The 18590-nt window shown below is 75.6% G+C and carries 21 protein-coding genes; 12 read left to right on the forward strand and 9 right to left on the reverse strand.

The genetic code is table 11. From position 1 onward, the window contains the following. Positions 1-18 precede the first annotated feature (18 nt). Positions 19-672: a pyridoxal 5'-phosphate synthase gene (locus ACH4PY_RS11890; RefSeq protein ID WP_398179475.1), complete on the forward strand. Its 654-nt coding sequence runs from the start codon at positions 19-21 to the stop codon at positions 670-672. Then, on the forward strand, positions 663-1403 hold the full coding sequence (locus ACH4PY_RS11895) for a maleylpyruvate isomerase family mycothiol-dependent enzyme (protein ID WP_398179478.1): 741 nt from the start codon (positions 663-665) through the stop codon (positions 1401-1403). The genes ACH4PY_RS11890 and ACH4PY_RS11895 overlap by 10 nt, the downstream gene beginning before the upstream one ends. A 73-nt stretch (positions 1404-1476) precedes the next feature. Here ACH4PY_RS11895 and ACH4PY_RS11900 read toward each other — a convergent pair whose 3' ends face one another. Beyond that, positions 1477-1716, reverse strand: coding sequence for a DUF397 domain-containing protein (locus tag ACH4PY_RS11900; RefSeq protein WP_398179481.1), 240 nt, complete (start codon positions 1714-1716; stop codon positions 1477-1479). Positions 1717-1913: 197 nt separating this feature from the next. Here ACH4PY_RS11900 and ACH4PY_RS11905 point away from each other — a divergent pair, with 197 nt between their 5' ends. Further along, complete coding sequence (locus tag ACH4PY_RS11905; protein ID WP_398179484.1) at positions 1914-2477, forward strand: isochorismatase family protein; 564 nt, start codon at positions 1914-1916, stop codon at positions 2475-2477. Here ACH4PY_RS11905 and ACH4PY_RS11910 read toward each other — a convergent pair. Both ACH4PY_RS11910 and ACH4PY_RS11915 read right to left on the reverse strand, forming a co-directional pair. Next, positions 2471-3775: a sensor histidine kinase gene (locus ACH4PY_RS11910; protein WP_398179487.1), complete on the reverse strand. Its 1305-nt coding sequence runs from the start codon at positions 3773-3775 to the stop codon at positions 2471-2473. The two genes, ACH4PY_RS11905 and ACH4PY_RS11910, sit on opposite strands and share 7 nt — an antisense overlap. A gap of 1 nt (position 3776) precedes the next feature. After that, the gene (locus ACH4PY_RS11915) at positions 3777-4445 is read right to left on the reverse strand and encodes a response regulator transcription factor (protein WP_398179490.1); all 669 of its coding nucleotides are present in this window, start codon (positions 4443-4445) and stop codon (positions 3777-3779) included. 140 nt (positions 4446-4585) lie between these two features. On the opposite strand from ACH4PY_RS11915, the gene ACH4PY_RS11920 reads away from it, so the two are divergent. The 5 genes from ACH4PY_RS11920 (at position 4586) to ACH4PY_RS11940 (ending at position 7786) form a co-directional block, all read left to right on the forward strand. Beyond that, positions 4586-5119: a hypothetical protein gene (locus ACH4PY_RS11920; protein ID WP_398179493.1), complete on the forward strand. Its 534-nt coding sequence runs from the start codon at positions 4586-4588 to the stop codon at positions 5117-5119. A gap of 106 nt (positions 5120-5225) precedes the next feature. Beyond that, positions 5226-5804 carry a TetR family transcriptional regulator C-terminal domain-containing protein gene (locus ACH4PY_RS11925; protein ID WP_398179496.1) on the forward strand — a complete coding sequence of 193 codons (579 nt, stop codon included), beginning with the start codon at positions 5226-5228 and terminating at the stop codon, positions 5802-5804. 58 nt (positions 5805-5862) lie between these two features. Next, the gene (locus ACH4PY_RS11930; protein WP_398179499.1) at positions 5863-6459 is read left to right on the forward strand and encodes a DUF4865 family protein; all 597 of its coding nucleotides are present in this window, start codon (positions 5863-5865) and stop codon (positions 6457-6459) included. After that, positions 6459-6857, forward strand: coding sequence for a carboxymuconolactone decarboxylase family protein (locus ACH4PY_RS11935; RefSeq protein ID WP_398179502.1), 399 nt, complete (start codon positions 6459-6461; stop codon positions 6855-6857). The genes ACH4PY_RS11930 and ACH4PY_RS11935 overlap by 1 nt, the downstream gene beginning before the upstream one ends. Then, positions 6854-7786, forward strand: a complete 933-nt coding sequence (locus ACH4PY_RS11940; RefSeq protein WP_398179505.1) for a phosphotriesterase — start codon at positions 6854-6856, stop codon at positions 7784-7786. The genes ACH4PY_RS11935 and ACH4PY_RS11940 overlap by 4 nt, the downstream gene beginning before the upstream one ends. Positions 7787-8102: 316 nt before the next feature. On the opposite strand, the gene ACH4PY_RS11945 is transcribed toward ACH4PY_RS11940, so the two are convergent. From ACH4PY_RS11945 to ACH4PY_RS11955, 3 genes are all read right to left on the reverse strand, one after another. Continuing rightward, the gene (locus ACH4PY_RS11945) at positions 8103-8804 is read right to left on the reverse strand and encodes an alpha/beta fold hydrolase (protein WP_398179508.1); all 702 of its coding nucleotides are present in this window, start codon (positions 8802-8804) and stop codon (positions 8103-8105) included. Between the two features lie 82 nt (positions 8805-8886). After that, on the reverse strand, positions 8887-11130 hold the full coding sequence (locus ACH4PY_RS11950) for a tetratricopeptide repeat protein (RefSeq protein ID WP_398179511.1): 2244 nt from the start codon (positions 11128-11130) through the stop codon (positions 8887-8889). A gap of 92 nt (positions 11131-11222) precedes the next feature. Beyond that, on the reverse strand, positions 11223-12098 hold the full coding sequence (locus ACH4PY_RS11955; RefSeq protein ID WP_398179514.1) for an oxygenase MpaB family protein: 876 nt from the start codon (positions 12096-12098) through the stop codon (positions 11223-11225). A 159-nt stretch (positions 12099-12257) separates the two neighbouring features. Between ACH4PY_RS11955 and dhaK the strand changes: the two genes are divergently transcribed. The 3 genes from dhaK (at position 12258) to ACH4PY_RS11970 (ending at position 14405) form a co-directional block, all read left to right on the forward strand. Continuing rightward, a complete protein-coding gene (gene dhaK, locus ACH4PY_RS11960) occupies positions 12258-13250 on the forward strand; it encodes a dihydroxyacetone kinase subunit DhaK (RefSeq protein ID WP_398179517.1) in 993 nt (330 codons plus the stop codon). A gap of 91 nt (positions 13251-13341) precedes the next feature. Beyond that, positions 13342-14004, forward strand: coding sequence for a dihydroxyacetone kinase subunit DhaL (dhaL, locus tag ACH4PY_RS11965; protein ID WP_398179520.1), 663 nt, complete (start codon positions 13342-13344; stop codon positions 14002-14004). Next, on the forward strand, positions 14001-14405 hold the full coding sequence (locus tag ACH4PY_RS11970) for a PTS-dependent dihydroxyacetone kinase phosphotransferase subunit DhaM (protein ID WP_398179523.1): 405 nt from the start codon (positions 14001-14003) through the stop codon (positions 14403-14405). The genes dhaL and ACH4PY_RS11970 overlap by 4 nt, the downstream gene beginning before the upstream one ends. Before the next feature lie 54 nt (positions 14406-14459). Here ACH4PY_RS11970 and ACH4PY_RS11975 read toward each other — a convergent pair whose 3' ends face one another. The 3 genes from ACH4PY_RS11975 to ACH4PY_RS11985 all read right to left on the reverse strand — a co-directional run bounded on the left by ACH4PY_RS11975 (position 14460) and on the right by ACH4PY_RS11985 (position 17263). Continuing rightward, positions 14460-14735: a hypothetical protein gene (locus ACH4PY_RS11975; RefSeq protein ID WP_398179526.1), complete on the reverse strand. Its 276-nt coding sequence runs from the start codon at positions 14733-14735 to the stop codon at positions 14460-14462. A 179-nt stretch (positions 14736-14914) separates the two neighbouring features. Continuing rightward, entirely contained in the window at positions 14915-16543 is a 1629-nt protein-coding gene (locus tag ACH4PY_RS11980; protein ID WP_398180806.1) for a DHA2 family efflux MFS transporter permease subunit, read from the reverse strand. A gap of 210 nt (positions 16544-16753) precedes the next feature. Further along, entirely contained in the window at positions 16754-17263 is a 510-nt protein-coding gene (locus ACH4PY_RS11985; protein WP_398179529.1) for an NUDIX hydrolase, read from the reverse strand. A gap of 191 nt (positions 17264-17454) precedes the next feature. Between ACH4PY_RS11985 and ACH4PY_RS11990 the strand changes: the two genes are divergently transcribed. Next, positions 17455-18576 carry an O-antigen ligase family protein gene (locus tag ACH4PY_RS11990; RefSeq protein WP_398179532.1) on the forward strand — a complete coding sequence of 374 codons (1122 nt, stop codon included), beginning with the start codon at positions 17455-17457 and terminating at the stop codon, positions 18574-18576. The last annotated feature ends 14 nt before the right edge of the window (positions 18577-18590 follow it).

Genomic DNA, 18590 nt, shown 5'->3' on the forward strand with positions numbered 1-18590 from the left:
AACACGGAGGGGGTGTCTGTGTCCGACCTGCGTGAACTGCTGCGCGGACTGGACGTGTTCGCAGGAGAGCTGCCGGACCTCGACCCCGGCGTGCTGCCGTCCGATCCGCACGAGCTGTTCGTCGAGTGGCTGCTCGCCGCCGTACGGGCCGGGGTCCGCGAGCCGCACGCGATGACGCTGTCCACCACGGGCGAGGACGGCGCCCCGTCCGCCCGCGTCCTGATCCTCAAGGACGTCTCCCCCGGCGGTTGGTGCTTCGCCGCCGACGCGGGCGGGCGCAAGGGCCGAGAACTGGCCGCGCAGCCGGCCGCCGCGCTCACCTTCTACTGGTCGCCGCTCGCCCGTCAGGTCCGGATCCGCGGCCGGGTGGAGCCGGGCGGTCCGGCCGACAGCGCCGCGGACTTCCTGGCCCGCTCCCCCGGCGCGCGCGCCGAGGCGCTGCTGGGCCGGCAGTCCACACCGCTGGCCGACCCGGCGGTCCGGGACGCGGCGGTGCGCGAGGCCGCCGCCCGGATCGAGGCGGAGCCCGGGCTGGTCGCGCCGGGCTGGACCGCCTACGCGCTGCACGCGGAGAGCGTCGAGTTCTGGCAGGGCGACCGGGACCGGCGGCACACCAGGGTCGTCTACACGCACACCGGCGAGGGATGGGAAAGGGGACTGCTGTGGCCGTGACCGAGCGGACGGCGGGCGGGACGGACGGCGAGGACGCGGCGGAGCGGCCGCAGCCCGATCTGCGGGCGGCCTTCACGGCGGGCGTGGCGCGGCTGCGCGGGCTCACCGGGGCGCTCACCGACGAGGAGTTGCGCGCCCCGAGCGCGCTGCCCGGCTGGACCCGCGGCCACGTGCTGACGCACGTCGAGGGTGTCGGGCGGGCCCTCGCGCGTCAGGCGCGCTACGCGCTGCGGGGCAGGACGATCGAGGTCTACGACGGCGGCAGGCCCGCGCGGGACGCCGCCATCGAGGCCGGACACGGCCGTCCCGCGGCGCAGTTGACCGCGGCTCTGTCCGACGCGCTGGACGAGGCGGAGGCGTCCTGGGCCGCGGTCGGGCCCGGCGACTGGGAGCACCCGGTGGCGTACCGCGACGGCACCCTGCGCACGGTGGGGCTGGCCTGGTGGCGGGAGCTGGAGATCCACACGGTGGACGCGCGGCTCGGCGCAAGCCCCTCCGGCTGGTCCCCGCAGCTGTGTACCCACTTGCTCGACTTCCTGTCCGTGCGGGTGCCGGGCGGGGTCGGGCTGACGGTGACCGCCGTCGACACCGGCGAGGTGTGGACGTACGGCCGCGGGGCGCGCGTCGCCGTCGAGGGCCGGCTCACGGACCTGGCGGCGTGGTTCGCCGGGCGCCACCCGGAGCAGGCGCTCACGGGCGGGCCGCTGCCGGAGCTGGGCACCTGGCCGTGACGGCCGGGCCGTAGGCCCGCACGGAAGGGCCGGGGTACGCGTCCGCGCGTGCCCCGGCCGGTCCCGCCCGCGGTCAGGTCAGGTCGAACTCGCCGTCGCGCGCGCCGAGGACGAAGGCCCGCCACTCCGCGGGGGTGAAGATCAGCGCCGGGCCGTCGGGGTGCCGCCCGTCGCGCATCGCGATGTAGCCCTCGACGAAGGCGATCTGCACATCGCCGTTCCCCTGCTTGCTGGACAGCCACTCGGCGTCCGTCAGGTCGAGCTGCGGCTTCTTCCCGTTGGCCAACGGCTGTCCCGTGGTGCTTTCCGCCACGTCGTGCTCCTCCCGCTGCGTTGCGTGTTCACCACAGTAGCGGCCGTGCCGTACGCCGACACAAGATGACCGAAGCCGCCCGCGCCGGGGCCTGTTCCGATCGCACGGAGGGCACTTCGCGGGCTGTTCGCGACCGGAGAACGGTCCGTCGTGAACACCGGGCGGCCGGGCGGAGGCTGCCGGTAGGGTGACCGCACATGACCGCACATGATCACGGACGCCGCGGCGAGTCCCCGCTCGCCCCCGGCCTCGACCCGGCGCGCACCGCGCTGGTCACGATCGATCTCATGGACCGCATCGTCGCCTTACCCCTCGCCCCGCTGCCCGGCCCCGCGGTACTCGCCGCCGCGCTGGAACTGGCCGACGCCTTCCGGGCCGCGGGCGCCACGGTGGTGGCCGTCCGGACGCAGCGGCCCGGCGTCGCCGAGCAGCCGGCCGGCAGCGAACTGGCCGCGGGCGTGGTGCGGGACGGGGACCTCGTCGTCGTCAAACGCACCATCGGCGGCTTCCTGGACACCGGCCTGCACGAACTGCTGCGCGAGCGCGGCGTGGACACCCTGGTGCTCGCCGGGATCGCCACCAACCTGGGCGTGGAGTCCACCGCCCGCGCCGCCTCCGACCTCGACTACCGGCTGGTCTTCGCGGCGGACGCGATGGCGGCGCTGACCGCCGCCGAGCACGAGGCCGCGGTCGCACTGGACTTCCCGCGCTTCGGCACCGTGGTGAGTGCAGCCCAGATCGGCTTCGCCGCGGGTCAATAGGAGGGGGACGGCCCGGCCGGTGTCCGCAGCGGGAAGGACGCGCGCAGCGTGGCCCCCGGCCCGCCGCCGGGCACGACCCGGAGCGACGCGCGGTGGGCGAGGGCGATGTCGCGGGCGATGGGCAGGCCGAGCCCCGATCCGCCGGTGTCACGGGCGCGCGCGTGGTCGAGGCGGGTGAAGCGGTCGAAGACGGTCGCGTGGTGCTCGGGCGGGATGCCGGGCCCGTCGTCGGCGACGTCGAGCCGCGCCCGGCCGCGCGCCCCGTCCCGGGTCAGCTCGACGGTCACCGCGCCGGACGCGTGCCGCACCGCGTTGTCGACGAGGTTGGCGACCATCCGCCGCAGGTGGTCCGGCGAGCCGTCGATCAGCACGTCGGGGGTGAGCCGCATCCGCACCGCGACATCGGTGCGCGGCCGGGCCCGCGCCGCCTCCTCGGCGACGATCTGCGCCAGGTCCGTCTCCCGGGTGCGGATCGGCTCGCGGGCGTCCAGCCGGGAGAGCAGCAGCAGGTCGGCGGTGAGCGTCTGGAGGCGCTCGACGTCGGCGAGCGCCTCGCGGGCGAGGTGCTGCTCGCCCGGAGCGGCCAGTTCCAGCCGGGTGCGCAGCACGGCCATCGGGCTGCGCAGTTCGTGTGCCGCGTCGGCGACGAACTGCCGGTGCGCGCCGACCGCCGTCTGCAGCCGGTCGAGGGTCGCGTTGACGGTACGGGCCAGGGCCGCGACCTCGTCGCGCGCGTCCGTCTCGGGAACGCGCTCGTGCAGATCCCGCGCGGTGATCTTGTCGACCTTCGCACGGATCGCGGACACCGGGCGCAGCGCCCGCCCGGTGGTGTGCCAGCACAGCAGGGCGACCAGCGCGAGCAGCGCGGGGATGCCCGGGACCAGCACCCGGAGCAGGGTGCGCATCGCCGCGCGGACCGGTGCGAGGGACGCGGTGCCCTGGACGGTGACCGGGCCCGCGCCGGTGTTCACGTTCATCGACACGACCACCGTGCCGCCCTCCTTCCCGGGCGGCGGCATCCCGGGCGGCAGCGCGTCCGGCCCCGGCCCGGCGCCCCCTGCGGTAACGGTCGCGTCCGGGCCCGGCCCGAGGGCCCCGCCGGTGACGGTGGTGCCGCCCGGCGCGCCGTGCTGCTCCAGGACGAGCGCGGCCTTGCGTCCCGCGTCCTGGACGGCCAGATCCCGCGCCGAGCGGGTCAGACTCGCGTGCAGCGACAGCAGGAGCGCGGCGGCGGCGAGGCCGAGGGCGGCGGCCACCACGGCGGTCGCGGCGAGCGTGGTGCGCAGCCGGACGCTCATCTCAGGCCTCCAGCCGGTAACCGGCGCCGCGGACGGTGCGCAGCGAGCTGCGGCCGAAGGGCTTGTCGATCTTGCGGCGCAGCGCGCTGATGTAGACCTCGACCACGTTGGAGTCGCCGTCGTAGGCGAAATCCCAGGCCCGCGCGAGCAGTTCGGACTTGGGCACCACCTCGCCCGCGCGCCGGGCCAGGCAGTGCAGGATCGCGAACTCCTTGGGCGTGAGGGGGATCAGCACGTCGCCGCGGCTCGCGCGCAGCCCCGCCGGGTCGACCCGCAGGTCGCCCACCGCCAGCACCGCGGGACGCTCGCGCAGGCCGCGCCGCACCAGGGCGCGCAGCCGGGCGAGCAGCACGACGTAGGAGAAGGGCTTGGTCAGGTAGTCGTCGGCGCCGGTGTCCAGCCCCTCGGCCTCGTCGTACTCGCCGTCCATCGCCGTGAGCATGAGGATCGGCGTCCACACCCCGGCCTCGCGCAGCGCGCGGCAGACGCCGTAGCCGTCCAGCTCCGGGAGCATCACGTCGAGCACGATCGCGTCGTAGGCGTGCTCGGTGGCCATCCAGAGCCCCTCGCGCCCGTCGTGGGCGAGGTCGACGGCGAAGCCCTCGCGGCTCAGCCCGTCGCCGAGGAGTTCGGCCAGCCTGCGTTCGTCTTCCACCACGAGTATGCGCACCTCTCCAGCGTGCGGCCCGCCACCTAAGGCGAACATGAAGATCGTCCGACGGGCTTTCAGGTCCGCTTCAGCCGCCCCCGGCGAGTGTGGTGATCGCCGGACCGGCCGGTCCGGCGTCCTCGAACGGGAGACAGCACACGATGATCGACAAGAGGATTGCCGCGGGCTTCGCCCTAGTGGCCGGGCTGGGCCTGGCGAGCGTCGCGGCGGCGCCGGTCAGCGGCGCCACGACGCCGTCGGCCGCGCACACGGCCCACGCGCAGCCCGCAGGCAAGGGCGGCGGCAAGAGCGGCGGGAAGGGCGGGACCGAGGGCGGCAAGCAGGTCGTCTGCATCGTCCAGGTCGGCGGCAAGCCGGGCAAGGGCGGTCCGGTCACGCTCCCGCCGCTGCCCGGCAAGCCCGGTAAGGGCACCGGGGACAAGGTCGTGGTGAAGGTCGTGAACGGCAAGGTCACGGTCTACGTCAACGGCAAGCCCGCGCCCGCGGGTTCGGTGCACGTCGGCACGGGCGCCGAGTGCCCGGCGCCGCCGAAGGGTCTGCCCGGCCCCGGCGGTGTCACCACGCAGCCCGGCAAGGGCGGCGTGAGCGTGCACCCGGGCGAGGGCGGCGTCGTCACCCAGGGCGCGCCGGGCGCGGACACGGCCGGGCAGTGGACGGCCGGGCTGCACGTCTGACCCGCGCCACCACGGCCGGGGCGGCTCCCGTACGGGGGAGGAGCCGTCCCGGCCTTCGGCACGGTCGGGCTGGCTTTCTGTACCTACTAGTATGTACACTACGATCATGGAGACGTCGGAACGACTGATCGAAAGCGCGCAGGCGCTGCTGTGGGAACGCGGATACGTCGGCACCAGCCCCAAGGCCATCCAGGACCGGGCGGGCGCCGGACAGGGCAGCATGTACCACCACTTCCGCGGCAAGCCCGACCTCGCCGTCACCGCGATGCGCCGCAGCGCCGCGCAACTGCGGGCTCAGGCCGAGGAGCAGATCGCCCGCGGCGGCACCGCGCTGGAGCGGGCCACCGCCTACCTCGTCCGCGAGCGCGACGCCCTGCGCGGGTGCCGCGTCGGGCGCATGGCGATGGACCCCGACGTGATCGCGAGCGACGAACTGCGCGCACCCGTGCAGGAGACCTTCGCCTGGCTGACCGGCCACCTCGCCGGTGTCCTCGCCGAGGGCGTCGCGGCGGGCGAACTGCGCCCCGGTCTCGACCCGCACGACACCGCGGCCGCGATCGTCGCCGTCGTCCAGGGCGGTTACGTGCTGGCCCGCGCCGCCGACTCGCAGGAGCCCTTCGACGCCGCCGTCCGCGGATCCGTCGCCCTCCTCGCCGCCCAGGCCGTACCCGCCGCCGGCGCCTGAACCGCGACCGCACACCCGACCGACATCAGCCGAGCCCCAGCCCCAGGAGAACCCGCCCGTGCACGCGATGAACTACCGCATCACCCTGCCCGCCGACTACGACATGCAGATCATCCGCCACCGGGTGGCCACCAAGGGCCACCTGCTCGACGACTTCCCCGGCCTCGGCCAGAAGGCCTATCTGATACGGGAGCGGGGCGTCGACGGCTCGCCCGTCAACCAGTACGCGCCCTTCTACCTGTGGAACACCCCCGAAGGCATGAACAGCTTCCTGTGGGGAGCCGGATTCCAGAACCTGTGCGCCGACTTCGGGCGGCCGACCGTCGAGCACTGGACCGGAGCCGGTTTCGCCCGCGGCCCCGCCTACGGCGCCGCGCCGCGCGCCGCCACCCGCCGCGCCTTCCCGATCTCCCCCGGCACGGCCCCCGCCGAGGCGGTCGGACAGGCGCTGGAGGACATGACGCGCACCGCGGCCCTGCCCGGCGTGCACTCCACCGCGGTCGTCGTCGACCCGCGGCACTGGGAACTGCTCCACTTCGCCCTCTGGGAGGACACCGTGCCCGGCCCGCCCACGACACCGGACGAGGAGCGCTACCAGGTGCTGCACCTGTCCCGTCCGGAACTCGACAAGCTGCCCGAAGGGAGGATGTGGTGATGCGCGAAGCAGTGATCGACCGCGAGGCCGGCTACCGGCTGCTCGGCGAACTCGCCGGGCCCGAGACGATCGAGGGCACCCTGTCGCGCCTGGACGCGCTGGCCCCCGGCTTCGCCGACTGGATCGTCACCAGCCTCTTCGGGGGCACGTACCAGCGCGAAGGCCTGGAACTGCGCGACCGGCAGATCGCCACACTGGCCGCGCTCACCGCGCTCGGCGGGGTCGAGCCGCAGCTCGACGACCACGTCCGCAACAGCCTGCGGATAGGCGTCGCACCGCAGGAGATCGTCGAGGTGATGGTGCATCTGGCGCCCTACGTCGGGGTGCCCAAGGCCCTCGCGGGCCTGCGGGTCGCCTCGGCGGTGCTGCGCGAGAACGAAGGGACGCAGGCGTCGTGACCGGGCCCCGCACCGTCCGCACCGTGCTCGGCGACATCGCGCCCGCCACGCTCGGTGTCGTCGACGCGCACGACCACCTCTTCCTGCGCAGCCCCGCGCTGCCCCTCCCCCTCGACGACGAGGACGCCGCGCTCGGCACGCTGCGGGCCTTCCGCGACCTCGGCGGCGGGGCGCTCGCCCAGTGGACGCCGTTCGCCATGGGGCGGCGCTCGGACCGGCTGGTCGCGGCCTCACGTGCCACGGGGGTGCACGTGATCGCCGCGACCGGCCTCCACCAGGAGGTGCACTACGACCCGGAGCTGCTGCGCCGGCTGCGGAGCGGCGACGCGCTCGCCGAGCTCTTCGTCGCCGAACTCACCGAGGGCACCGTCACGGGCGACGACCCCGGCGGGGCGCGGACCGGCCCGCGGGCCGGGATGATCAAGGTCGCCGGGATGTTCCACGCCCTCGACGACCACACCCGCTGGGTCATGGCCGCGGCCGCGCACGCGCACCACGCCACGGGGGCGCCCATCGGCATCCACCACGAGATGGGCACCGCGGCGGTGGACGTCCTCGGACTGCTCCACGGCGAGCTGGGCGTGCCCGCGAGCAGCCTGCTGCTCGGGCACCTCAACCGCTTCCCCGATCCCGGGGTGCACCGCGAACTCGCCGCCGCGGGGGCGTATCTGGCCTTCGACGGGCCGAGCAGGGCGCACAGCGCGACCGATCCGTGGTTGGTCGGCTCCCTCGTCGCCCTCGCGGAAGCGGGCCACACCTCCCAGCTGCTGCTCGGCGCGGACACCACCTCGCCGGGGGCGGGCCCCGGGGCTCCGTACCTCCTGCGCGTCCTGCGCCCCCGCCTCACCCGCGACCTGGGCCCCGCCGCGGCGGAGGCGATCCTCTCCGCCAACCCGGCACGCGCCTTCGCCGCGCCCTGGCCCGCGTAGGCCCTGCTCCCGGCCACGCCCCGGGCTGCCTCTGACAGTGGTGCTTGCGACCTGCCCTCGGTGGGTGGTTGAGCGCGCAGTTCCCCGCGCCCCTTGCCGTGCCCGGCCCGGTGTGCGCAAGCCCCTACCGCGCCGGGCGAGCGTTCCAGGGGCGCGGGGAACTGCGCGACCGGCCCACCACCGGCAGAAGGTCGCGACGCCCACCGCGAGGGCCACCCCAGGGCGCCAAAGGGGTGCGGGGAACTGCGCGCTCAGCCACCTCCGGGGGGAGGCCGCGCGGGGCACCGCGAGAGGCGCCCCGGGGCGTAACCCCGGCTCACCCCTCGGAGAGGAACGCTCGGGTCACCGCGAGGAAATCCGTGGGGGCGTAGTCGTGGATCATGTGGCCCACGGGGATCGTGGTGAGGCGGGCGCCGGGGATGCGGGCGGCGACGTCGGCCAGCAGGTCCTGGGGGATGGGGCTGCGCTCGCCGCCCGCGACGACGAGCGTGGGCGCGGTGATCCGCGCGAGCCCCTCCCGGTGCCGCGCCGGAGGCGCGTTGCGCTGGCGGGCGACCTCGGCGACGACCCGCCAGTCGAAGTCGCCGTCGAGCCCGGGGCCCGGTCCGTCCGGCACCGGGCGGGGCGGGTCGGCGGGGAAGGGCAGCGGGCCGTCCTCCAGGACCATGCGGCGGACGGCGGCGGGCCGGTCCATGGCGACGAGCGAGGCCACGATCGTGCCGACGGAGTGTCCGATGACGGTGACCTCGTCGATGCCCAGCTCGTCCAGCAGCGCGAACACGTCGTCCCGCATCGCCTCGAACGTGTAGTCGTCGGCGTGGTCGCTGTCGCCGTGGCCGCGCAGGTCGAGCGCGGTGGTGCGCCAGCCGTCCGCGGCGAGGGCGGCGGCGACCGCGGCCCAGGAGCCGCGGTTCTCGCCGAGTGCGTGCAGGAGCAGCAGCGGGGGGCCGTCCGCGGGACCGGTCTGCTCGTAGGCGAGCCGGACGCCGCCGGAGCGGAAGGTGCGCATGGCGTTCATGCCCGGACCCTAGTCGCGGTCCGGCGCGTACGGCCGCCCCGTTCGCGGCGGGCACAACCCTCCGCCGGGCGGCGTCCCGGGCTCAGCCGACGGGCGGCGGCGGGTCGTTGCGCCGTGCGGCGACCCGCTCGTAGAGGGCCTGCGCCTCCGCGGTGCGGCCGAGGCGGCGCAGGCACTGCGCCTCGTCGCTGCGGCTGGCGAGGGTGTCGGGGTGGCCGGCGCCGAGCACCTGCTCGCGGGCGTCGGCCACCTCGTGGTAGACGGCGAGCGCGCTGGCCCAGCGGCCGAGCCAGCCCAGGGCGACGGCGATCTCCCGTTTGCTGACCAGCGTGTCGGGGTGGAAGGGCCCCAGGACCCGGGCGCGGACGGCGGCGACGTCGCGGGCCTCGACGAGTGCGCGCTCCCAGTCGCCGAGCCGGCCGAGGTTGACGCCGAGCGCGTGCCGGGCCCGCAGCGTCTCGGGGTCGGTGGAGCCCGCGGTCCTGGTCCGGGCCTCGACGAGGGATTCGTAGAGGGTCCGGGCCTCCGCGCTGCGGCCGAGCCGCCCGAGGCAGATACCGGTCTCGTAGCGGGCGGCGAGCGTGTCGGGGTGGTCGGGGCCGAGGACGCGGCCGCGCGCGGCGGCGACGTCCCCGTAGACGTCGAGCGCCTCGGGCCAGCGGCGGGCCTTGCCGAGCATGTGGCCGACCTCGAAGAGCGTTATCAGCGTGTGCGGGTGGTCCGCGCCGCGCACCCGGGTGCGCGCCTCGGCCACCTCGGCGGCCAGCGTGTGCGCCTCCTCGGTGCGGCCGAGGCATCCGAGGTTGTAGGCCAGGTTGTGCCGGCACTGCAGGGTGTCGGGGTCGTCCGGGCCGGACGCGCGCAGCCGGGCGGCGAGCACGTCGGCGTACTCGCGGTGCGCCTCCTCGTGGCGGCCGAGCACCCCGAGCGCGTACGCGGCCTCGTGGCGCGCGGCGAGCGTGTCGTGGTGGTCGGGCCCGAGGACGCGGGCGCGGGCCTCGCCGACGTGGGCGTACAGCCGCAGCGCCTCTTCGGTGCGGCCGAGGCCGGTGAGGCAGTAGGCCGTTTCGTAGCGGCTGCCGAGGGTGTCGGGGTGTTCGGCGCCGAGGGTGCTCTCGCGGGCGGCGGCGACCGCGGTGTGCAGGTCGTGGGCCTGCCGCCACTTGCCGGCCCGGGCGAGGTCGATGGCCTCGGCGTGCCGTCCGGCCAGTTCCGCCTGCACTCCGGCGGGGCCGGGCGGCGGGCCGGGCAGCGGCGGGCGCACCCCGCGGGTGGACCACGCGCCGGTCAGCTCGTGGTGCGCGGCGGGCGCGGGCCCGGCGGGGAAGGCGGCGGTGCCGGTGGTCAGGTGCTGCGCCCAGCCGGGCAGTCCGGCGGCGGGTGGGGCGGCGCCGGACACGGCGGGCTGCGCGGGGTGCGGGAGGCCGCCGCCGCGCAGTGACTTGAGCCTGCCGCAGACGTCGGCGGCGTCCTGCGGCCGGTCGTCGGGGGCCTTGGCGAGCAGGTCGAGGATGAGCCGGTCGAGTTCGGCGGGCAGTTCGGGGCGGCGGGCGCGCGGCGGGTCGGGGACGGTGTCGCGGTGGCCGACCAGGATCGCCCAGGTGTCGCCGAGGTCGAACGGGGGTGCGCCGGTGGCCAGTTCGTAGAGCACGCAGCCCAGCGAGTACAGGTCGCTGCGGTGGTCGACCTCGCCGGAGGCGCCGATCTGCTCGGGCGACATGTAGTGCGGGGTGCCCATGGCCACGCCGGTGCCGGTGAGGCGGGAGGTGAAGCCGATGTCGTGGCCGAGCCGGGCGATGCCGAAGTCGCAGATCTTCACGCCGCCGTCGGCGAGCCGCATGATGTTGGCCGGTTTCAGGTCCCGGTGGACGATGCCCTGCGAGTGGGTGTACGCGAGCGCGTCGGCGACCTGCTCGGCGATGTCGATGACGTCGGGGACCGGCAGCGGGTGCCGCTGGGCGTCGTCGAGGACCTGGAGCAGGTTGCGCCCGTCGAGCAGTTCCATCACCAGGAAGAGCAGGCCGTCGTGCTCGCCGAAGTCGTGGACGACGGTGATCCCGCGGTGCTGGAGGGCCGCGGCGACCCGCGCCTCCCGGCGGAAGCGCTCCTGGAGGATCCGGGTGAATCCGGCGTCCCTGGCCTGGCCCGCGGGTTTGAGGCACTTCACGGCGACCTTGCGGCCCAGCGACTCGTCGAGCGCGAGCCACACCTCGCCCATGCCGCCGCGCCCGATCAGCTCGTGCAGCCGGTAGCGCCCCTGGATGACGGCGGCCTGCTCCGCCGTGCCGCCGTGCCCGTGGTGGTCCCCGTGATGTCCCGCCGCCATCGCGTACCCGCCCCCGTGGTCCTCGGTGCTTCCCCGCACTCAGTATGGCCGGGCCGCGTCGAACACGTCACCTCGCATCAGGGCATATCCGCTCAAGGCCCACCGGTGCCCGCGCCCGGAGCGGTCGGCAGCCTGCGGACGGAGGGGCGGGTGCCGGGTCCGAGCCGGTCGACGGCCCGCAGGATATGGCCCGGCGGCAGCTGCCAGCGCAGCCGCGCGGGGACGGCCCGCAGCAGCCGGCCCGCGGCGCGCAGCCGCCGGTCGGCGGCGGCCTGCCCGGGTCCTGGCCGCCCGTACAGCTCCTGCGCCCACCGCGGCAGCGCGGCGTAGGCGGTGCCGGAGACCGCGCGCCACACCGCCAGGCGCAGCGGCAGCAGCGGCCAGGGCACGGGCGGGGCGGCGAGGAAGCCGGCGATGTCACCGGATTCCGGCGTGGCGGCGAGCCGCGGCCGCACGGTGTCGAAGTATCCGGCCAGCTCCGCGGTGCTCGCGGGCACCCCGGCGGGGTCGAGGCCGACGAGGCGGGCGGCGGTGCGCTGCTCGGCCACGTACGCGTCGGCCTGGGCGGCGGTGAGCGGGTAGCCGGAGCGGCGGGCGACGCCCAGGTAGGAGTCGATCTCGGCGCAGTGCACCCACAGCAGCAGCTCGGGGTCGTCGACGCCGTAGCGCTCACCCGTCTGCGGGTCGGCCGCCGAGAGCCTGCGGTGGATGCCGCGGATACGGGCGCCGGCGCGCTCGGCGGCGGGCGCGGTGCCGTAGGTGATCTCGCCGACGAAGGACGCGGTGCGCAGCAGCCGCCCCCACGAGTCGTGCCGGACGTCGGAGTTCTGCACGACCCCGCGGACGGCCCGCGGGTGCAGTGCCTGGAGGTAGAGCGCCCGGATGCCGGCCACCCACATGACCGGGTCGGCGTGCAGCTGCCAGGTCACCGAGTCGGGCCCGAAGAGTCCGGGGTCGGTGTCGCTCATGACAGCCTCCTTCACCGCCCACCGTAACCGTGGCCGCGGGCCGCCGGGGAGGGGGCCGGCAGGGTACCGCAGCACCCCTGGGCCTTGCCGTACGTGGTGCCCTGCGGGCGGTGGAACCGTAGGCTGGAGATCCCGTGGCCCGTGCGGACGGAGTAGCCGATGAAGATGCTGATCAACGTCGCCGAGAACGTGGTCGCCGATGCGCTGCGGGGTATCGCCGCCGCGCATCCCGAGCTGACCGTGGACGTGGAGAAGCGGGTGATCGTACGGCGTGGCGCGCCCTACGAGGGCAAGGTCGGCCTGGTCTCCGGCGGCGGGTCGGGGCACGAGCCGCTGCACGGCGGCTTCGTCGGCCGCGGCATGCTGGACGCGGCCTGCCCGGGCGAGGTCTTCACCTCCCCGGTGCCGGACCAGCTGGTGCGCGCCGCGGCGGCCGTCGACAGCGGCGCCGGGGTGCTCTTCATCGTGAAGAACTACACCGGTGACGTGCTGAACTTCCAGATGGCCGCCGAGCTGGCCGAGGACGAGGGCGTGCAGGTCGCCACCGTGCTGATCGACGACGACGTGGCGGTGACGGACAGCACGTACACCGCCGGGCGGCGCGGCACGGGCGCGACGCTCTTCGTCGAGAAGATCGCGGGCGCCGCCGCCGAGGAGGGCGCGCCGCTGGACCGGGTCGCCTCGCTGGCCCGGCAGGTCAACGCCGCCTCGCGGTCCTTCGGTGTGGCGCTCACCGCGTGCAGCACCCCGGCCAAGGGCGGCCCGACCTTCGACCTGCCCGACGGCGAGCTGGAGCTGGGCGTCGGCATCCACGGCGAACCGGGCCGCGAGCGGCGCGCGATGATGACCTCGGGGGAGATCGCCGATGCCGCCGTGGACGCGGTGGTGTCCGACCTCCAGCCGGACGGCCCGGTGCTGCTGCTGGTCAACGGGATGGGCGGCACCCCGCTGCTGGAGCTGTACGGCTTCAACGCCGAGGTGCAGCGCGCGCTGGCCGAGCGCAAGGTCCCGGTCGCCCGCACCCTGGTCGGCAACTATGTGACGTCCCTCGACATGGCGGGCGCCTCGGTGACGATATGCCGGGCCGACGAGGAGCTGCTGCGGCTGTACGACGCCCCGGTCGCCACCCCGGGCCTGCGCTGGGGCTGCTGACCCCGGACCCGCCCCGGACCCGGCGCCCGCCACCCGGCACGTACCCCCGCACCTCCTCCCGCACCACCGGCGAAAGGACCGCGCGACCCCGATGAACGCAACCCCCGATCCCGAGGCGCCGGTCGACGCGGCGTTCGCCCGCCGCTGGCTCGCGGCGGCGACCGCCGCCGTCGAACGCGAGGCCGCGCGGCTGACCGAGCTGGACTCCCCCATCGGCGACGCCGACCACGGCGCGAACATGCGGCGCGGCTTCCTGGCCGCGCGGACCGCGGTCGAGCAGGAGGCGCCGCAGACCCCGGGCGCCGTGCTGGTGCTGGTGGGCCGCACGCTGATCAGCACCGTCGGCGGCGCTTCCGGGCCACTGTACGGGACGCTGCTGCGCCGGGCCGGCAAGGAGCTGGGCGAGGAGCCGGCGGTGTCCGTGGCGCGGCTGCGGGACGCGCTGCGCGCCGGGGTGGACGGGGTCGCGCAGCTGGGCGGCGCGGTGCCGGGCGACAAGACGATGCTGGACGCGCTGCTGCCGGCCGTCGACGCGCTCGGCGGCGCGCTGGACGCGGGCCAGGACACGGCCGGGGCGTTCGCCGCGGCGGCGGAGGCGGCCGGGGCGGGGGCGACGGCGACCACGCCGATGCGGGCCCGCAAGGGCCGGGCCAGCTACCTGGGCGAGCGCAGCGTCGGCCACCAGGATCCGGGCGCGACATCCTCGGCGCTGCTCGTAGAGGCCTTCACCGAGGCAGCACGGGAGGACGCATGAGCACCCCGCTCGTCGGCATAGTGCTGGTCTCGCACAGCGCGCAGGCCGCCCAGGCGGTCGCCGACCTGGCCGCAGGACTCAGCGGGGCGGGCACCACCGTGCCCGTCGCCCCCGCGGGCGGCGCCCCGGACGGCGGCTTCGGCACCAGCTCCGATCTGATAGCGGCCGCAGCGACCTCGGTGGACCAGGGCGCGGGGGTGGCGGTGCTCGCGGACCTGGGCAGCGCGGTGCTCACCGTCAAGGCGCTGCTCGCGGACGAGGAGCTGCCCGCGGGGACGCGGCTGGTGGACGCCCCCTTCCTGGAGGGCGCGGTCGCCGCCGTGGTCACCGCCTCGACCGGCGCCGACCTGGACGCCGTGGCGGCGGCCGCCGCGGACGCGTACGCCTACCGCAAGGTCTGAGCGGCGGACCCGCGGCCCCTCCCCCGTCATGCGGGAGGAGGGGCCGCGGACGGCTCAGCGCCCGTAGACCAGCAGCGTGCGGACCATGCGGCAGGTGGTGTCGGACGGCTCGTGGACACCGATCCGCTCGGCGGCGTCGCGTATCCGCCCGTTCCCGGCCTGGGCCGGTTCGTACACGCCCGCGTCGAGCAGGGCGATCACCAGGCGCATGGACTTCAGCCGCCGGTTGTGCGCGATGTACCACGCACGCGGACGGCCGGCGGGCAGCGCCCGCTTCGGCAGCGGACTCCTCAGCGGGCCCTTCGGCGGGGACAGTACGGCAGCGGGCATCGGCAACCTCCTGCGGCGTCGGCCGAACCTCTCGAACACTGTCCATTTTACCGCCGACCACTGACAAAGTCCGCTGGCCAGACGCTATATGACGAATGTTTGTACGACCGCGCGACCGCGTCTGCGACGCCCCGTCAGGACCGCGTCGGCCACCGTGCCGTCACCCCGCCCTCCCCGCCTCATCCGGCGGCAGCCGCCCCCGTCCGCGCCGCCGCGATCTCCTCCTCCGTCATCGGCAGCCCGTGCGGGTTGCCCGACGCGCCCGCGTGCGGCTTGACGAACAGGCAGCTCAGCGCGCCCACCGCGAGCACGCCGACGGAGACCAGCAGCGTCGGTCCCATGGCGTCGACGAAGCCGTGCCCGAAGACCGTGCCCGCCACCTCCCGGACCCGCGCGGCGGTGCCTGCCGGGACGTCCTTCGGCAGCGCCGGCCCCGCCGTCCCGGCCGCGACGTCCAGCCGCCGCCCGGACGCGTCGAAGCCGTGCACGAAGGCGGTGCGGTAGGCGGCCGGCACCTCGCCCGCGTGCCGCGCGGCCTGGTCCTTCAGCCCGGCCGCGAACCGCCCCTGGAGCACCGCCCCGACGACGGCCCCGGCGAGCACCGAACCCATCTGCCGCAGCGCGTTGTTGACGCCCGAAGCGGCGCCGGTCAGCTGCGGCGGCACATTGCGCATCGCCTCGCCCGCCATCGGCGAGAAGGTGCACCCGGTGCCCAGGCCCATCAGGAACAGCGGAGTCACGACGCCTTTCCAGCTGCCGCCGGCGTCCGCGGCGAGCGCGATCCACGCCAGGCCCCCGCCGAACAGCAGCAGCCCGGCCAGCAGGATGTACTTGGCGCCCAGCTTGTCGGCGAGCACCGAGGCGGGCCCGGCCGTCACGAAGGTGCCGACCGACAGCGGCAGCAGCACCACCCCGGCCTTGAGCGCGCTGTAGCCCAGGACCGACTGGAGGTAGACGGTGAGCGGCAGGAAGAGGCCGACGATGCCGAAGGAGATGGCGACGCCGACGACGTTCATGAGCGTGAAGTTGCGGTCCCGGAAGAGCGCGAAGGGCACCAGCGGTTCACCGTCCTGGCGGCCGCGCTGGTGCAGCAGGAAGCCCGCCCCGACCACCGCGGAGGCGGCCAGGCAGGCGACGATCCAGCCGTTCCAGTCGTAGCGCTGGCCCTCGGTCAGGCCGAACGTCAGCAGGAACAGCGCGAGCGTGGACAGCAGCGTGCCGGGCACGTCGAAGCGGTGCCGCACGGTGCGCACCGGCGCCGGGAACCACACCAGCGCGCCGATGACGCACAGCACGCCGAGCGGGACGTTGACGAAGAAGATCCAGCGCCAGTCCAGCCGGGTGACCAGCAGGCCGCCCACCGTCGGTCCCGCCGCGCCCGACACCCCGGCGACGACGCCCCACACCCCGAGCGCGGCGCCGCGCTTGCCGGGCGGGAAGACGTCCACGATGAGCGAGAGCGTCTGCGGCAGCAGCATCGCCGCGCCCACGCCCTGCACCGCGCGGAAGGTGATCAGCTGGCTCGGGTCCTGCGCCAGCCCGCACGCGAGGCTGGCCACGGTGAACAGCGCGACGCCGCCGATGAAGAGGTTCTTCTTGCCGTTCAGGTCGCCCAGTCGGCCCGCGGTGATCAGCAGTACGGCGAGCGCGAGCGTGTAGGCGTTGGTGATCCACAGGATCTGGTCGAGAGAGGCGCCCAGCCGGCCCACCATGTCGGGAATGGCGATGTTGACGATGGTCAGGTCGAGCAGCGTCATGAAGAACCCGACGGACAGCACGGAGAGGACCGCCCACGGGTTGCCCCGCATTGATCTCACTTTTCCCTCCTCGCCGCGAACGTGCGCGCGCTCGCGGCCTCGTGGTCGTAAGGCGCCCTCCGTCCCGTGCGGGGCGGAGGGCGCTTACGCGGACGAGCCGGTGCGCTCGGCGCGCCCTCCCGGCTCCTGCCGGTCAGAGGGGCGCCGCACGGCGCGATGTGACATCGCGGCGGGGGCGGGGTGCTTCTCGGGGGCCGTCGCTCAGGGCGCCGGGAAACCGCGGTCGGCGCCGCCGGGGGGCGCGGCGGGAGCGAACCACGTGGGGTCGTCGCGCAGCGCCAGTTCGATACGGCCGCGGGCGGTCGGGCCGAGCTCGGGCAGTTCGTCCACCGCGAACCAGCGCACGTCCAGCGACTCGTCGTCGTTGACCCGCGCCTGCCCGCCGACCGCGCGGCAGCGCAGCACGATGTCGATGTACTGCGCGTGGTCGCCGTTGGGGTAGACCACCGGTTCGTTGGTGAAGACGCTCAGCACCCGCTCCACGATCGCCAGGACGCCGGTCTCCTCCTCGACCTCCCGCACGGCCGCCTCCGCGGGCTGCTCGCCGGGGTCGGGGATGCCGCTGAGCAGCGCCCACCTGCCGGTGTCGGTCCGCCGGTTCAGCAGGACCCTCCCGCGGTCGTCGAACACCACCATCACCACGCCCGGCAGGAAGAGCAGCGTGTCGCCCGCCTTGGCACGGATGTCCAGGATGAATTGCGGAGTCGCCATGGCCCGAGCCTACGAGATACCAGGTGAACACCACATCCGCACCACGTATCCCAAGGACGACAAGCTTGCCGCGCAACCGTCCCCCGCGGCCCGCCCAGCCGTTACCGTGACCCGGACAGAGCGCCCGCACGGGGAACGGGGGCCCGACGGCAGTCCGTCGCGCCCCCGTGGGTCAGGGGGTATCGGGGGGCATGGACACGACGGCCGGCGAACCGCCGGGCGCCGCACGCGCGCGCCGCGCGCCGCACGGTCCGGACGGGCACGCCGGGGGGCGCCGCCGGGGCAGCGGCCTCACCGACGCGGCCGGGATCGCGGTGCTCGGCTGCGCCTCGGTCTGGGCACTGGTCGCCGCTGCGGGACGCCCCGCCCGGCCGGAGGGCACGCTGCTCGCGGTCCTCGCCGTCACCGCCGGGTACGCGCTCGGCCGCATCCTGGGGGCGCTGCTGCCCACGCTCGCGCCCACCGCCGCCGCCCTCACCGTCCTGGCCCTGGTCCTCGCCCCGGACGGCCGGCCGACCGCCCGCCCCGAGGCGCCGCCACTCGGCTACCCGAACGCCGACGCGGCGCTGCTGGTGCTGGCCACCGGCGCCGCGTGCTGCGCCGCCTGGACGGTACGCAGCAGGCTGCGGCGGGCGGCGCTGCGCGCGGCGGGGCTCGGCGCCGCAGCCGCCGCGCTGGCCCTGGGCTCGGCCGCCGGGTTCGCGGCGGGCGTGGCCGTCGTGCTGTGCTCGCTCGCCGCTGCCCGGCTCCGCCGCAGGCTCCCCGCGCTGGCCGCGCTGGCCCTGGCCGCCGCCCTCGCGGTGGGCACGACCTGCGCGGTCGCGGTGGACGCGCTGCCCGCGGGCCTGTCGGCGTCGCTCACCGGCCAGCTCACCCAGCCGCGGGTGGAGCTGTGGCACCAGGCCGTCACCCTCGCCGAGGACCATCCGCTGCGCGGGGTGGGCCCGGAACGCTTCGCCGCCGCGATCCCCGCCGACACCCCCGGAGCCGACACGTATCCCGAGGTGACGCCCGCCGAGGGGCCGTCCTCCGCCTCGCCGCAGTCCGCGCCGCTCCAGCTCGCCGCCGAGCAGGGCGTTCCGGGGGTGGTGCTGCTGGCCGTCTCCTTCGGATGGCTGCTCACGGCGCTGTGGCGCTCGCCGCGCCCCACCCCCGTCGTCCTGACCGCCGCCGCCACGCTCACCGGCCTGGCCATGCTTGCGGCCGTCGACCATGTGCTCAGCTACGCCGTCGTCACCGCGGGCGCCGGTTTCCTCGCCGGTCTGGCGACGGCCCGCCCGCTCGCGGCCGAACAGCTCCCGCCTCCGGACTGAGCCGTACGGGTGAC

The sequence above is a fragment of the Streptomyces sp. NPDC021224 genome, assembly GCF_044332905.1.
GTDB lineage: Bacteria > Actinomycetota > Actinomycetes > Streptomycetales > Streptomycetaceae > Actinacidiphila.